Raw genomic sequence first — 15,819 nt, 5'->3', positions numbered from 1 at the left:
GGGTCGATTATTAAGCTGCAAGATAGTAAAAACCCAATGGTTTTGAAAAGAGAAAATTAAGTCTACTTAAACCCCAAAAAACTTAATACCACTGGCCCACTTTTCTGTTCTGATAATTAAAAATCCCACTACCTCTATACTCGATTCCATTATGCATGTGCTTCATTACGACACCACATCCACCAATTTTACATCTTTTGGTGCCTGGAAATCGCACTGCAAAACCTACCTGCATTCCATACAGCGTCTGTTTAAGATCTTGAACTTCAGAGAAATCGGAGGCTGAGTATGTAAAATCTCTGAACTCTGCACCTCCCTTTATAAACATCTTTGTGTACTCGGAAAAATCCCTTTCAACTCTCAATGCAATACCCATATAAGGCTTATCTCCTACAGCTAGTTTTGGCTCATAATTAGGAACATCCATCATAGTTGTTTGCTCATAAAAATTTTTGATTTTTAATTGGCCAAATTCTCCTTCCAAAATAAATCTCCAAGGATACACTTGTCTGGATCGCTGTGTAAGCTCAGATTGCATGTAATAATTAGCTGAAGCATATTTTCTATACTTCCATCTTAAAAATGCCTGCCTCCTTTTGGCATCATACAGTACCAAACCTACTGTTCCATAAAGTTTACTTGCCTGATAAGAACCTCCTTCAAAAGCAAATTCGAAATCTCCACCTCTCATTGTTGACATATTTCCCCATTCCTGACCGTATCCACCACCGATGGTAAGTAGGTTAAATAAATTAATCCGTAATCCAGCATTCAAAAGCGGGAAAGTCCAATCGCTACTTTTCATTTCCAAAGGGTTCTCTTCAGAAATATCGAGTGGAGTGTCAAAATTTTGGAATTGGGTGAAGTTGGGATATAGACTGGGATTAGCAGAATAAAAACTGGTAGCAAATTGATTATAAGCAGCCCCTCCGGAAATCTCTACACTAAACATTTCCAAGACATTTCTTGCGACATTCCCTACTGCACTTTCGCTCTTAGGGTTTTTGGCTTTTTCAGAAATACCGAAGACATCTTCATCCTGAGCAAAAGCAATAATTGATAAAAAAGTAAAAACTAATGATAGAAATGGCTTTTTTGATATCATAAGTAGCTAACGAAAATTTGTATCTCTTGGTGTGAAATTAAAAAAAAAGCCTCCAACTAGGAGGCTTAATAGGTATGATTATTTCAAATTATTTTCCATCACCTTCTGAACCATCTTCCTCTTCAGCTTCATTTTTAGCCTTCAATTCCGAAATCAATGCATCAAGCTTTTCTTTAACAGCAGGATCAGATTTCTGAGCACCGTTTACTTTATTGTAGGTAGAAGCTCCCAAAATAGAATCATTCATAATCAATTCAGTTTTGTATTCTTTTACTACATCCTGAAGAGAATTCTGAAAATCCTGTACCGCCTGATATGCAGCTTTTTCTTCTTCAGTAACTTCAGCCTCAGTCATTTTTGCTTCATCGCCCCAAGCCGCTTTTATTTCATTGTATCTAGCCCCTCCTTTGAAAATTTCATTTTCCAAAATCATAGCTCTTAACTCTTCAGTCTTAGAATCTACATACTCGGAAGTCATCACCTCGACATTAGCAAATTTGGTAAGCTCCTCATTCGTAACTTCTTCCGCTGCTTCCTGCGCAAATCCAGTCATTCCTATACATGCGAAAAACGCTCCAAACAACAATACTTTTTTCATAATCTTCTCTGATTTTAGTTTTCGTAATATGTTCAATAAATAAATCATATTCCAAAAAATCAAGAATTTTAGGGTTTATTAAGGTATTTTGGGATGAACGGTTGCCAATAATCCTATACCGTATAAATAGATTTCAATTCTTTGATTGTTTCAATAGGTCTGGGTGAATTAAAGACAAAACTACCTGCTACCAAAACATCTGCTCCAGCGGTTACTAGTTTTGGAGCATTCTGGATGTTCACTCCCCCATCAATTTCGATTTTAGTTTCTGCTCCTTTCGAAAGAATCAATTCCTTCAATCTAGAAATCTTATCGTAAGTATTTTCAATGAATTTTTGCCCCCCAAAACCTGGATTTACAGACATCATACAAACCAAGTCAATATCCTGAATCACTTCTTTCAGCAAGTCAATAGGAGTATGTGGATTTATAGCCACACCAGCTTTGGCTCCCAAAGCTTTGATCGCCTGTAAGGATCTATGCAAATGAGGACATGCCTCATAGTGAATCGAAATAATATCCGCTCCAGCATCTCTGAAAGCCTCCAGATATCTATCCGGCTCCACGATCATCAAATGCACGTCCAGAGGCTTCTTTGCATGCTTCTTGATCGCTTGGGTGACTGGTATTCCAAAAGAAATATTTGGTACAAAAGCCCCATCCATGATATCCACATGAATAAAATCAGCTTGCGAGGAATTAAGCATTTCTACTTCCTTTTGAAGATTTGCAAAATCAGCGGCAAGAATAGATGGAGCAATAAGAGGTGACATTAGTATGATGATTGAATTTTACTTGATTTAAATTACTGTCTGAAAAGCTTGGTTCGCTTTAGGTTGATTCCATCCTGCATTTGCACCATATAGAATCCAGCTTTCAAGCCTTGCAAGGATGTTCGGAAAGGATCTTTTGGACTATTTCTGATAAGAACAGCTGATTGAATGGTTTTCCCGTTCATATCAATTATTGAAAATTCGGCACTTAGCCCTTGACCAAAATAAATTGTTAGATCATCCGTAGCCAATGGGTTTGGGAAAACTTTCCAAGGAATTTGTTCTTCTCCAGTCACGGCCAAAATCTCACCATAATAGGCATCGTAAAAATTAGGAATTCCATATCCCAGTAAGTTATCTTTTGCCTCAGCTTGGGTAGCGCTTCTGATAAGATTTTCTACCAGTTCAACTCTTGTCCATTCTGGTTTTGCCTGCCATAGGCCTGCGGCCAAAGCTGCAATTTGTGGTGCGGAAAACGAAGTGCCATTTGAGTAACCAAGGTTTCCATTAGATCGGATCAAAGCAACTCCATTACCATATGTAGCCAAATCCGGCTTGATTCTACCATCTCCTGTAGGCCCGCGTGAGCTGAAATTTGAAACATTTAACTCTTTATCGACAGCTCCAATCGCCAAAACCATTTCGGAATCCGAAGGCGAAACTAGAGAACTTTCTTTCGGACCATTATTCCCAACACTATTCACAATCAAAATTCCTCTTTGGGCAGCGATATTTGCACCTTTCGCAATCACCGTGGTTTTTCCATCAAGCTCATCGAAAGAATAGTTCATTGTAGGATCATCAAAATCATAATAGCCAACGGAGCTATTGATAATATCCACTCCTAAGCTATCAGCGACTTCAGCTGCCCTCACCCAGTTGTATTCCTCCACTATATATTCTGTAGCATCTTCCTCAGTAATTGCCAAAAAATAATCAGCATCAGGAGCACCTGAGACTAAGATTCCTTCTTCATTCGCCGCTATCAGAGAAAGCACATTGGTACCATGTTGATTGGCGGTAAATACATTATCAGACCATGGCTTTACAAGGTTTTTGGTAGCCAAAATCTGATTATTATCAAAAAGATGTGAAAGAGCAGATGCTTCATCAGTTCCCGGAAAACCAGCATCAAAAACTGCTACAGTTATCCCTTTACCTGTGAATCCTTCCTCATGCATTTCAGGAATTCTCAACAAACTGTTTTGGAAGTCGTAGGGATTTTCGTTTGTGCCCAATTTTCGATGATTGACAGGCAAACAAATTTTCAAGGTTGTCGATGCAAATATTTTCCTACCCACTCTGGCATTTGGGCTTGGCACAAAATCCAAAGCCACCATTTCCACCCTATCCACAAAAGGTAAAGACTCCATTTCTGAAGCACCAGCTTCGTCGGTCACTAAGAGTAAAGCGTTAAACCATTTGCTAGGATAAAGCACATAATTGGCCATCCCTGTTAGTTCATCGATGTATTTCTGTGAAACTGGTAAATCAAGTGAATCCGCCTGAATTCCCTCTCTCAACCGTCTATCCAAAGCCTTTTGGCTTAAATACTGATTGGGATTATTTAAGGTGTAAGTGTCCTGCGGTTTGTATTTAAAAAAGACAGCATAGCGATCTTGAGCTTTGGATTTTAATCCAAACCCCATAAAAATCAGCGCTAATACCAAAAATTTATAATTCCCCATATTCGGTCATTTTCAAATAGGTTTTACTTCCTCCATCTATTAACTGATCTCCTAAACAATCGTTTCGTGAGCAATAGGTCAACACCTCTTCATAATCCTCCACTAAGCCCACTCCTTTCTCAAAAATCTCATAACGGATATCTCTATAAGTAACCAAATCATCCTCATCGGACTGATTCACTTGTAAAAGTCCAGAATTTTCAGATTCGTAGGTGATTACAAATTCGTCTTCAGGTGAATCCCTATAACTATTTGAATTCCAAGAAACACCATCCTTAGGAGGAAAAACCAATGCAACTAAGCTTTGGTTCTGAATGGTACGGATCAAAACATTTTCCCGAAGCAGCAAAGTATAATTTTCAACAGGTTCCCAACTGGACAAATCATCTGATTTACTCCTTTCTACTACAAAAGCCTGTTCATTTTCCTCATTGATATAGGAAGTATAAATATGGTCTTGAAAGTAAAATTCATACTCTTCAGAATCATTTTCACCAAAGTAAATCGTCTGATTTACCTCATAAATCCAATAGTAACCAACTGCTAAAGGCTGATAATCAAAGCCAAAATCCACAGGATTTTCATCCAATTTTCTTTCACAGCCAAAAAGCATCATGAAAACCAACGAAAGTGCAGCGGGTAGCAGTTTCTTCATCTTTAACTTTTGAACTTAAAAATACACTTAATTTCTTATTTAACCTTTTTCCAAATTTCTGATATTATCCCTTTTTCTTTTTCCTAGCACGATCATCATGATTACCTTTACATCATCAAAAATCAAGAAATGGCTTTAAGAACTTTTGTTAAAATCAGCGGGATCACCAATCTCAGTGATGCCAGATATTGTGCAGGAATGTACGTAAATCTGATTGGCTTTGCTTTGGAAGAAAGCTCTGAAAAATACGTAAAACCAACTCAATTTGAGGAAATTACAGGATGGGTTTCCGGATTGGAGTTTGTAGGGGAATTTGATCATTATTCTGAAAAGGATATCCTCGAAACTTTAAAGCAATATCCAGCCATCACTTGGGTAGAGCATGTCAGAATCGATGAATTAATCGCCCTGAAAGCAGCTGGATATCAAGTGATTTACAAAAAAGATCTCGCAGAGGTGAGACATATGGAAACAGATGTGGCCAAGATTCTGAGCAAAGAAGGGATACTTTTCCATATAACATCCAATGATGATCCTTTGACTGAAAAAGATATTGAAGTCATCACCATTTTGTCAGAACATTGTGATGTCATCTTAGGAGCAGGATTATCTGCAGAAAATGTCAACGAATTAGTCGACTCACTCAATCTAAAGGGAATTGTTTTGGAAGGTGGAGAAGAAATCAAACCAGGTTTAAAAGACTTCGATGAACTTGCCGATATATTGGAAGTTCTTGAAATTGAAGAATAAAAAAATAGCCCGGTAATCGGGCATTTTTTTTTATTCAAATAAGTCTGAAAGTTTATAGGGACTCTCGGCACCAGTAAAAAAACTGCCGTCAATAAATCGAAATTCTATTCCGATGTCGTCTAATTCCATCATATCACTTTGATCTAATTTGATCTTTGCTGACTGCAAATTTTCTTTGATCCTTCCCTGATTTACGGATTTTGGTATTACCGAGATATCTCTCGCAACTGACCAAGCAATAAGAATTTGACCGATCGTTGCTCCATGTTTTTTAGCGATCAATTCTACAACTGGATCTTTCAGCAAAACAGGATCATTTTTATGTGATTCATTTCTCGAGTCCGGAGAACCCAAAGGTGAATAAGCGGTCATTAAAATTCCATGCTCAATACAAAAGGATACCAAAGCTTTTTGTGGCAAAAAGGGATGCATTTCGACTTGATTCAATTCTGGAATTTGACCACCAATTTCTATAACTTCCCGAAGCTTGTCCTGATTAAAATTGGCAACGCCAATATGTCTGGTAAGTCCAGCATTTTTAACAGCCTGCATTCCTTCCCAAGTTTGTGTCAAAGGCACATCCAAATAGGTATAAAAATCATCTCTGCTTTTTGGAAAACCAACTCCCCTTTTGAAAGAAATCGGCCAATGGATCAAATAGAGATCCACATATTCCAATCCCAAATCCGAAAGAGTCTTTTCTAATGCTGGCTGAACATCCTCGTATCGATGAGAATTGTTCCATAATTTAGAGGTTATAAACAGCTCCTCTCTTTTCACAAGACCTGCATCAATCGCTGCTTTTAATCCTTCCCCTACTTCCTTTTCGTTTTGATAAACTGCAGCACAATCAAGATGGCGATATCCAGCTTCAATAGCCCAAAAAACAGCTTGTTTTACTTCTCCCGGTTTACTTTTCCAAGTTCCAAGTCCTATAATCGGCAATTTATCACCGTTTGCAAAAGTTAAATTCTTCATAATTAAAATGTGGTTTTACCCTCTGATAGTTAAAATAATCGGTTGTTATGGATGTATAAGATTTACGTTTTCAAACATCAAATGGATGATAGAAATTCCGTTAAGTAGAATTTTAAGAGCGAAACTCTTACCTCATTGATAACTTAACCGAAAAAAAAGCCTCATGTTTCAGAGGCTTTATTAATTATTGAGCAATTTCAAATGCTTTTGTAGTCGTATAATATTTTACGATCATATTAGGAACTTCCCAATCAGGCATTTCACCAGCCTTAAAGAATTTTAAATAGTTCTCTGTTACCTGGGCAAAATGAGCTTCATGGCCTACAGAATAGCTTTCTGGAACTTCCACTTTGTATTCGCCATTATCCAGTTTTGTAAGAGAAATACCAGGATATTTTGACTGCAAGGTAGTTTCAATGGCTTCTTTTAAAGCTTCATCCTGTCCATCTAATAACTTCACATACAAAACAGGTTTGTAGTTTTCCTCTTGCCCTTGACGAATAATCAAATTCGCTTTCGTCCCCCTCATGATGCTATAATGAGTATCGGCTGTTCCTTCCGGAGCTTGAAAAGCCCAAATCACTGAAACTTTTGCATGTATGCCTTTTAGAGTATAATTCATCTCTCCATTGGCCAAAACATCCAAGGTCTCTCCCTCTTGGAAAGGAGGAGTTTTACCCGTCACCTGCTGATATTGCTCATAATTCAATGAAGTCGGCAACAACTCAGCTTCAAGCATTTCCACATCAGTTGTATCCAAAACAACTCCAGGAAAAGCTTCCCATTGCACCAGGTCTACCAAGTGAGTGGTTACATCTACCAATCCTGACCCTTCGATTTTCGTATCAAAAAACCACTCAGGTCTAATCAATGGAGCTCCCGAAACATATTTAAAGAAATGATGCACCGACTCTTTGGTGATTGCAGGGTTTTCCAGACTCCCCTTTTCTATCGTTCCAAAAACCTTGGGAATCATCGATAATTCCTTTTGGAGAATCGTGGATATTTCAAAACGCTCAGTCATGATATCATAAAAGAGCAAGTTTTTTTCTCCAGCTATTTCAAAGGCTTTTTTCAACTTTTGAAAACCCGCAGGATCTATCACCAATGGTTTATCTGCATAGACGTTCATGCCATTTTCTAACGCTGCTAAAATGTAATCGATCTTACGGTCATTTTTCCCAGCCACTACCATGACATTTCCAGACTTCTCTTTGATCATTTCCTGAAGAAAATCATCACCAGTGTATGTCTCGATATTCCAAGCTGTCGGGTTTTCAGGTCTCTCGTTATAGCCTGCAATCCTCTTTAAATAATCCCTAAGCTCCTCTCCTTCCGGTGCATAGACATGAATCGTAGAATCTACTTCAGGATACATGCTTTTATGAATCAAACCCGCATGGAAATGCCCTGGGTCTAGACTTACGATTTGAATTGGTGCTTTTGACTTTGGTTCATCCATCGATTCCTCAGGTGAATCACAGTTTTGGAAAAAGGAAATTGCGACAATAGATGCTGCAACTTTAATAAAATTTTTACTTCTAAACTTTAACATAATTTGTACCGTATGGTGCTCTTTGATCTCTGCTCAAATAAGTATTTGCTTCGTCATCATTTACAAATCTCTCTGCTACCGGATCCCATTCTAACCTTCTTCCCAATTGCATGGCGATATGGCTTACTAAGCAAACTGAACAAGCTCTGTGACCGATTTCAACTGGAGAAAGTAATTCATTTTCATCTTTTATGGCTCCTAACCAATTCCCGTGATGCTCGTTACTTTTTTGAAGATGGATTTCATCTGGACCTATCACTGATTTTAGGATATTCGGATCAGAGGCATCCAATGCTTTTGCACTTTCACCCTGGGCAACAGGATCGGAAGAAGATGCCACGTAATTCCCTCTGGAAACCCAAATCCAACCTTCTGTTCCCTCGTATTTTATTCCATTTGGATAGCCTCCACTAGTATACATGTGGATTCCATTATCGTATTCAGCTTTTACCATAAAATCTCCATGCACATTCCAAAGTCCAGATCTTGGAAATTCGGCTACAGCTTCAATAAAACGAGGACCGGTTAATTCTGTGTCCATACCCCAAGCTGCAGAGTCAAAATGATGCTGTCCCCAACCTGTAATCATCCCTGCACCAAATTGATTTAATCTTAACCAACCTGGACGACCATATCCCTCTTGAGGATGAACACCAATTTCGGTATAGGGTACTTCAGGAGTAGATCCTAGCCACATGTCGTAATTAAGATTTTTAGGAACAGGCATTTCCGGTGCATCTGGTCCTGAAGGATCTCCAGGCAAACCAATTCTAACTGTATGAAGTTGGCCTATTCTACCATTTCGGACCAATTCTGCTGCAATTCTAAATTGTTCACTAGATCGCTGTTGAGTGCCTAACTGAAGTTTAACGCCTGTTTTATTCACTACATCAGCCAATTGCCTTCCTTCTTTTAAGGTCAAAGAAGTAGGCTTTTGTAAATAAACATGCTTTCCAGCTAAAGCTGCCTCCATAGCAGGTTGAGAATGCCAATGGTCAGGCGTACTGATGACTACAGCATCAATTTCCTTATTCAAAAGCATTTCACGGTAATCACCATATTGCTTGATATCTACGGCTGATTCTCCTTCTTTGGAAGCATAATATTTCTCGATGTGGGCTTTGCCCTCCATCATTCTTTTAGAGTCCAAATCTGAAATAGCTATATATTTAGCTTGAGCATGTCGCCAAGTGCCGGGCATGTCATGATCCCTTGCGATTCGTCCACATCCAATTTGAGCTATTTGAATTCTATTACTTGGAGCATTTTTCCCGAACACGGAGGAAGGAACGATTGTGGGAATCCCAAATGCAGCGGCGGCAAGTCCTGAGTTTTTGATAAATGTTCTTCTTTTCATTTCGGTTATTTGAATTTAACCTCGGTCAATGAGTCATTTCCAAGGCATAGGGTTTATTGATTTTTTTAAGAGCCAATTATTTTACAAAAGCTCTCCAGTAATTTTCTGCTTCTTCAGCTGTCATGTCTCCATCAAACACGATCATTCTATATTTTAAAGAATACCGCTGGTTTGGTAAAATCTCCCAAGACTCATGACGGATAGGAGTAAATTCCACAAAGACATTTCCCTGACGATTATAATTTTCTTCAGGCCAGACACGAAGTGGTTCCGGATGTGCTTTATTGGTATTGTGACTAAGAATTAAAAGGCCGCTTTGACCTTGAGGGGATTTTGATTCCCCTTTGACAATAATCCATTTAGCATCTGTACCATCGGCAGTTTTACGATCCTTTCCCTCTGAAGTCAACACCGTGCTATTATCAGATCCCCAAACTTCGGTAGCTCTATATCCAAGTCCTCCTCCATATCGGTAGGCATCTAACAGGATTCCATCTTTTAATTTTGTGGAGATATTGGAGGTATAATCAACCATATATCTTCCCTTATCAGCGGGCATTACTTTTATCACCAAATCTTCCTGAATTGCCAACTTATTTTCTTCCGAGGCACCTAAGTCTATGTGGTTTTGTCTAACTGTAAGTTCAGCTACTCCGCCTGCTTCTTTTTTGGCAATGACGTGATCGAAATCCACTCTCCCTTTATGATCTGCCAAATTCCAAAAGTCAACCATCCTGCCATCTATTGTAGCTCTGGTCCAAGGTCCCCAGATTCCATAATGATGGTAGTGATCTTTTGGTTGAATCCGAGTAAGAACATGACCAGATGGAGAAGCTAGAGGATGGATAAAACCGGATTTTGCATAGTCAGATTTTACACCTTCAGGAACAGGTTCAATGGCAGTTTGGTAAGTCAAAACAGGCTGATCGCCAAGTAGAAAGTCTATTCCTTTCTCTGTTTCTCTTAAAGTTACTTTCTGGGCAAAAACCCCCACAGAAAGAACCATTGACATTATTAGGGGAAATAATATTCTTTTGATAATCATAGAAAAATCGAGTTATTGGGCTTCAATTTTAAAGATATTGAAATCTAATCTAATGCCTATTCACCAATACCCCAATTACCTATGAACAAGAGTATTTTTTACGCAATCGTTTTCATGTCCTTTTTAGGGTCTGTCAAAGCTCAAAGCATGCAAGAAGTAGAATTGACAGAAGCATGGAAAGATAAAATCTATGAATTAGCACCTGAGAAAGCGACTTTTCCTTTTAAAGAAAAAAAGAAAGTACTTATATTCTCACTTCATACCGGATTTTGGCATTGGGTCAATCCTCATACAGAAGCCATGTTTGAAATTTTAGGAGAAAAGAGCGGCGCTTTTGAGGTGACAGGAAGTACGGACATCGCCATGATGGAAAAAGACCAGTTAAGTAAGTACGACCTTGTTGTATTCAACAATACTAATTCAAAACCTACTTATAGAAATCTATTCGTGGATAAATTGAGTGAGGATGGATCCATGGACAGTGTGGCTGTTTGGAAAAAAGCGGCTCAACTAGAAAACAACGTTCTCAATTATGTCAAAAAAGGAGGAGGTTTGTTTGTCATCCACGGAGGAAATACGACCCTCAATAATTCTATGGCTTTTTCGAAATTAATTGGAGGTAGTTTTGATTACCACCCGAAACAGCAGCCAATTCATGTTCGCCTTGTAGATCCAAAGCATCCTTTGGTTCAGGCATTTCCTACTGATGGATTTGTCCATACAGATGAACCTTATTTCTATAAAAATGCATATGCAGAGCTTGATTTTAAACCTCTGCTATATTTCAATAATGCGGAAATAGAAGGACAAAAGAAAGGTCAGGAATTGACCGAAGGAGTTACCTATGTGGCCTGGATCAGAAAAGATGGCAAAGGTCGCGTTTTATATAGTTCGCCTTCCCACAACGCACAAAGTTTTGAAAATCCTGATCTATTGCAGTTCTTCTTAGATGGAATGCAATACTTGGCAGGAGATGTAAAAGTGGACGAAACCCCGATTGGGAAATAATAAGTACCTAACGGGAAATACGAAGTGGGAAATACGAAGTACGAAGTTGAAATAAATCGTACTTCGTATTTCGTATTTCGTCAAGCTTTCTTCACAAACTCACTTTTTAGCGCCATCGAGCCAAATCCGTCGATTTTACAGTCGATATTGTGGTCACCTTCGACTAATCGGATGCTCTTCACTTTTGTACCCGCTTTGATAGGTTTTGGAGCCCCTTTTACCGGCAAATCTTTTACGATAGTTACAGAGTCACCATCATTCAAGATTGTTCCATTTGCGTCTTTTACTACAAGTCCTTCTTCTACAACTTCCTCTTCAGGCTTCCATTCAAAACCACATTCAGGACAAACGAATTTATCTTCCATCTCATAGCCATATGGGGACTTACAAGAAGGACAAGGGGGTATATTTTCCATGCCGCAAAAATACCCCTTTTATTTAATCTGGACTTTAATGTATTCCAAAAGTCCCAACTTAAAGCTGAAGAAAGGGAATAATTAATGTGTCGGAGTGTAACTCAATACAACTGACTCAGCCACTAAACGACCGGATGTCAAAGCGGCATTTATAGATCCATTCAATAAATAATCTCCTCCAAGGAAAACATGATCTGTAATTTTACACTCTGTAATCGGAATACTTGCCTTCAAATCATCAATAGTCGGCAGTGCATACCGGATGTAATAGGATTTTAAAAACTTGAAAAAATCTGATTTTATACCTGAAATATGTTCCAATTCTTCTTGAACCTTTTTGATCAATTCTTTCTCATCCAGCTCAGTTTCCAATACAGAAACCGAAAGCAGAGAGCGATCCGAGCTAGAATAGGCAGATGAAACATCATCCATAAAAACCAAATTATTGATCAAATGACCTTCTCCTGGAATCAAACCCAACATTGGTCTTGCCATAAAAGATTTTTGTAAGGAAAAGTAAAGATTGATAACCTGCTTTGGATTAGAAAACTGGCCTTGCATCTGTGGCATCACTTTATCCGGCTGGGTACAGATTAATATACGATCAGCTTCCAACGTCTCCCCATTTTTAAGGCTTATCAAATTTCCTTCAATCTTTTCCACAGGAGTATTGAAATAAATTTGAGTAGTGCCTAACTGTTGTCTAAGCATGTTAGGGATTTCCTGCATGCCTTTTTCGGGAATTGCTGCATGCCCGATCGAAAACATCTTGAAAACATATTCAAACATTCTCGAAGAAGTATTCAGGTGTTTTTCCAAGAAAATCCCACGGAAAAATGGTTTAAAGAAATTGGAGATAATCTGGTCCGAAAACCCATAATTCTTTAAATATTGAAGGGTTGGTAAACTTGGCTCGTTAAAAATATCCTCGATAGATTTTTTCTTTAACTCCTGAGTCAGGGTAAACATTTTCACTTTATCCAGAAAAGTGCCTACTCTTGAAAAAGCCATTCCCACTACTTTCAGAGGGTTTCTCAATGGATCAGAAATGATGTAAGAATCCTTCTCGTCAAAAATTACAGCTCCAGGATCAAAGGTCTTTAAATTAAGTGCAGGTAGATTTAAATACTTTTTAACCTCAGGATATGAGGTAAGGAGAACCTGAAAACCATGATCCAGTAAAAATCCATCTACTTGATCCGTCTTCATCCTACCTCCTACTTTGTCAGTACTTTCTAAAATAATGGGAGAAAATCCAGATTTCTCCAATTCCAATGCAGCTACTAAGCCGGAAAGTCCGGCTCCGATAATGTAAATTTTCTGATCTTTCATTTGTGTTGGGGCATTAAAAAAGCTTCCATTTCCCCCTCATGCAAAAAAACAAAGCTTTTCATTAGTAACTTACCTTTGGTAAAAGTGTTTTTATAAATCTCACGAATAAAACGCATTTTTATCCAATTCTTTGAATATCATCCAATTTAGTTTGAACCACCAATTTATGAAAATCTCAAAAGCTGCCTTTTTCTGTTGTTTTCTTCTTTTGTCAGAACTTTCAGCTCAAACCTATTTTCCTTCAAAAGGAAACTGGGAAAGAAAATCTCCATCAGATATAGGCCTTGATGCCGGTAAAATCAAGGATGCTGTAGATTTTGCCATCGCACACGAAAGTCAGGAAAACCCCAATTTGAAAATAGCGCATTACGAAGGAGGTTTTGGAAGAGAGCCATTTGGATATCCGATTGGACCGATGAAAAAGCGAGGGCCGGCAACAGGTTTGATTATTTACAAAGGTTATGTTGTCGCCCAATGGGGAAATCCGGATCGGGTAGATTTGACTTTTTCAGTTGCCAAAAGTTTCCTCTCCACGACGGCTGGACTTGCGATTGAGGAAGGTTTGATTCAATCAGAGCAGGACTTGGTATATCCTTATATGGCTCCGATCTATCCCTACGAACCTGCACAGTTGATGGTTAACAAGGCAGATCATTTTGAAGATGAGGATACATTTGAATTATTTGATACAGAACATAACAGAACCATCACTTGGGATCATCTCTTAAGACAAACTTCGGATTGGGAAGGATCGCTTTGGGGAAAACCAGACTGGGCTGATAGACCAAGAGAAGGTGCAAAAGAAAAACGAGCAAGACCACAAAATGCTCCCGGATCAGTTTATGAGTACAATGATACCCGAGTAAATGTCCTGGCTTTGGCATTGATAAATGTTTGGAGAAAACCTCTACCAGTAGTATTAAAAGAGAAAATAATGGATCCAATTGGGGCGGGTGACAGATGGAGATGGACTGGCTATGAAAATTCATTTGTCATTATAGATGGTCAAATCATGCAATCAGTTTCTGGTGGTTCACACTGGGGAGGCGGCATGATGTTAACGGCTTGGGATCAGGCTAGATTTGGATATTTGACTTTAAATGACGGCAACTGGAATGGAAAACAATTAATCCCTAAAACCTGGATAGAAAAATCAAAAACACCGACACCGGCAAATCCAGGCTATGGCTTTATGAATTACTTTTTGAATAATGACCAGGAATTTATCCCGGCAGCCCCGAAAACTGCTTTTGCACATATCGGAGCAGGCACCAATATGGTTTACGTGGATCAGGAAAATGATTTGGTGATTGTGGCAAGATGGATTCCAAACGGAGATAAAAATGAATTGGTGAGGTTGGTGTTGGAAGCAATTGAATAAATAAAATTGAACATACCTATGAAAGAGATTTTTAAAATCAAGGGCATTGTATTTTTTGGAATTTTACTTCTGAATTTGCCTGCATGTAATCCTAAATCTGAAACCCAATCTGTTGAAGAAACTGTAGCTGAGATTAAGCCAGAATCTTTAACCATGAATTATTTGGGGAATTATGTTTCTGACTCATATGATAAAAGAGATGAAGGATTTGATTGGGTGGCAGTGACAGTTTCCCAAGAGCAGGAGGATCAAATACAAATAAAAGTACGTTCTCGAGCTGACAAGAAAAGACCTACCTGCACTTTTGACGCAACGGCCTATCCGATGGATGAAAGTACTTTTCAAACTTCCATCAATGGGGAAACTATACTTTTTTCTTTCAGTGAAAACAGTATTGAAATAAAGGGAGGATCGGAAAATTCCGAAAGTGTTTTAGCTTTTTATTGTTCCGGAGGCGGAAGCCTAGCTGGAACCTATCAAAAAATTAATGAGCCCCTTGACAGTTCCCAGATTGACCCAACAAAATTTAGCCAAGTCCTGAATTTACAAGGTATAGGATTTAATGTTACTTCTATTGATAAAGAAGGAAAGAGACTAGTTACAGTTCAACCATTTGGGCTTGAAATTAGCAATCTGTCAGTTACTCTTGAAGTCAATGGGATAATAAAAATGGCTGAAGTAGAAGATCTCAATTCTGATGGTTCACCAGAGCTTTTGATCTACTCTAGAACAGAAGATGAAAACCAATATGGGAATGTCATTGCTTTTTCGACAAATAATAAAAAATCCATGAGCATTGTCTATTTCCCTCCGACGGCAGAAAATGAAAAGATCAATGAAGGATATCAGGGACATGATGAGTTTTCATTGGTTGAAAGAACTTTAATTCAAAGATTTCCAATTTTTAATAATGGAAATAAGACCGGGAAAACAAGACAGATTTCATACAAAATGATTGATGGGGAAGCGTTGAGAAGTTTTGAAATTGATCAGATTTCTGAATTGGATTAATTTCTCTTTTGAGGATTTTTTCCTTCTACAAAACCACACAAGATTGGCGATTCAATTATTAATAGATACTGTTTAAAGTCTATTAAAACTTGATCAGAAGTCGTTTATTCCAAGCCCCAAATACAAAAAGGATGAATGACTAACATTCAATATTTAGTATATTGGAT

Annotated in this window: 15 protein-coding genes; 4 read left to right on the top strand and 11 right to left on the bottom strand. The window is 38.3% G+C overall.

Annotated features, from left to right (window positions below):
• Nucleotides 1-82: 82 nt before the first annotated feature.
• From FHS59_RS06650 to FHS59_RS06630, 5 genes are all read right to left on the bottom strand, one after another.
• Nucleotides 83-1,105, bottom strand: coding sequence for a hypothetical protein (locus FHS59_RS06650; protein ID WP_184494183.1), 1,023 nt, complete (start codon nucleotides 1,103-1,105; stop codon nucleotides 83-85).
• An 88-nt stretch (nucleotides 1,106-1,193) separates the two neighbouring features.
• Complete coding sequence (locus FHS59_RS06645; protein ID WP_246388327.1) at nucleotides 1,194-1,703, bottom strand: hypothetical protein; 510 nt, start codon at nucleotides 1,701-1,703, stop codon at nucleotides 1,194-1,196.
• A gap of 113 nt (nucleotides 1,704-1,816) precedes the next feature.
• Nucleotides 1,817-2,476: a ribulose-phosphate 3-epimerase gene (gene rpe, locus FHS59_RS06640; protein ID WP_184494179.1), complete on the bottom strand. Its 660-nt coding sequence runs from the start codon at nucleotides 2,474-2,476 to the stop codon at nucleotides 1,817-1,819.
• A 32-nt stretch (nucleotides 2,477-2,508) separates the two neighbouring features.
• Complete coding sequence (locus FHS59_RS06635) at nucleotides 2,509-4,164, bottom strand: S8 family serine peptidase (RefSeq protein ID WP_184494177.1); 1,656 nt, start codon at nucleotides 4,162-4,164, stop codon at nucleotides 2,509-2,511.
• The gene (locus FHS59_RS06630) at nucleotides 4,151-4,819 is read right to left on the bottom strand and encodes a hypothetical protein (protein WP_246388324.1); all 669 of its coding nucleotides are present in this window, start codon (nucleotides 4,817-4,819) and stop codon (nucleotides 4,151-4,153) included. Before FHS59_RS06630 ends, FHS59_RS06635 begins: the two co-directional genes overlap by 14 nt.
• 129 nt (nucleotides 4,820-4,948) lie before the next feature.
• Between FHS59_RS06630 and trpF the strand changes: the two genes are divergently transcribed.
• The gene (gene trpF / locus FHS59_RS06625; protein ID WP_184494175.1) at nucleotides 4,949-5,569 is read left to right on the top strand and encodes a phosphoribosylanthranilate isomerase; all 621 of its coding nucleotides are present in this window, start codon (nucleotides 4,949-4,951) and stop codon (nucleotides 5,567-5,569) included.
• A 30-nt stretch (nucleotides 5,570-5,599) separates the two neighbouring features.
• Here the strand turns inward: trpF and FHS59_RS06620 are convergent, their stop codons facing one another.
• The 4 genes from FHS59_RS06620 to FHS59_RS06605 form a co-directional block, all read right to left on the bottom strand.
• Nucleotides 5,600-6,547 carry an aldo/keto reductase gene (locus tag FHS59_RS06620; protein WP_184494173.1) on the bottom strand — a complete coding sequence of 316 codons (948 nt, stop codon included), beginning with the start codon at nucleotides 6,545-6,547 and terminating at the stop codon, nucleotides 5,600-5,602.
• A 184-nt stretch (nucleotides 6,548-6,731) separates the two neighbouring features.
• A complete protein-coding gene (locus FHS59_RS06615) occupies nucleotides 6,732-8,102 on the bottom strand; it encodes a putative oxidoreductase C-terminal domain-containing protein (RefSeq protein ID WP_184494171.1) in 1,371 nt (456 codons plus the stop codon).
• Entirely contained in the window at nucleotides 8,089-9,459 is a 1,371-nt protein-coding gene (locus FHS59_RS06610) for a Gfo/Idh/MocA family protein (protein WP_184494169.1), read from the bottom strand. The genes FHS59_RS06615 and FHS59_RS06610 overlap by 14 nt, the downstream gene beginning before the upstream one ends.
• A gap of 76 nt (nucleotides 9,460-9,535) precedes the next feature.
• Entirely contained in the window at nucleotides 9,536-10,471 is a 936-nt protein-coding gene (locus tag FHS59_RS06605) for a DUF6807 domain-containing protein (protein WP_246388323.1), read from the bottom strand.
• Nucleotides 10,472-10,585: 114 nt separating this feature from the next.
• On the opposite strand from FHS59_RS06605, the gene FHS59_RS06600 reads away from it, so the two are divergent.
• On the top strand, nucleotides 10,586-11,512 hold the full coding sequence (locus FHS59_RS06600) for a ThuA domain-containing protein (protein ID WP_184494165.1): 927 nt from the start codon (nucleotides 10,586-10,588) through the stop codon (nucleotides 11,510-11,512).
• Nucleotides 11,513-11,592: 80 nt separating this feature from the next.
• On the opposite strand, the gene FHS59_RS06595 is transcribed toward FHS59_RS06600, so the two are convergent.
• Complete coding sequence (locus tag FHS59_RS06595; protein ID WP_184494163.1) at nucleotides 11,593-11,928, bottom strand: zinc ribbon domain-containing protein YjdM; 336 nt, start codon at nucleotides 11,926-11,928, stop codon at nucleotides 11,593-11,595.
• An 81-nt stretch (nucleotides 11,929-12,009) separates the two neighbouring features.
• Entirely contained in the window at nucleotides 12,010-13,260 is a 1,251-nt protein-coding gene (locus tag FHS59_RS06590; protein ID WP_184494161.1) for an NAD(P)/FAD-dependent oxidoreductase, read from the bottom strand.
• A 166-nt stretch (nucleotides 13,261-13,426) separates the two neighbouring features.
• On the opposite strand from FHS59_RS06590, the gene FHS59_RS06585 reads away from it, so the two are divergent.
• Nucleotides 13,427-14,641, top strand: a complete 1,215-nt coding sequence (locus FHS59_RS06585; protein WP_184494159.1) for a serine hydrolase domain-containing protein — start codon at nucleotides 13,427-13,429, stop codon at nucleotides 14,639-14,641.
• 18 nt (nucleotides 14,642-14,659) lie between these two features.
• Nucleotides 14,660-15,652 carry a hypothetical protein gene (locus FHS59_RS06580; RefSeq protein WP_184494157.1) on the top strand — a complete coding sequence of 331 codons (993 nt, stop codon included), beginning with the start codon at nucleotides 14,660-14,662 and terminating at the stop codon, nucleotides 15,650-15,652.
• Nucleotides 15,653-15,819 lie beyond the last annotated feature (167 nt).

This window comes from Algoriphagus iocasae (assembly GCF_014206875.1).
Lineage (GTDB): Bacteria > Bacteroidota > Bacteroidia > Cytophagales > Cyclobacteriaceae > Algoriphagus > Algoriphagus iocasae.
This window is presented reverse-complemented; position numbering and strand designations above follow the sequence as displayed.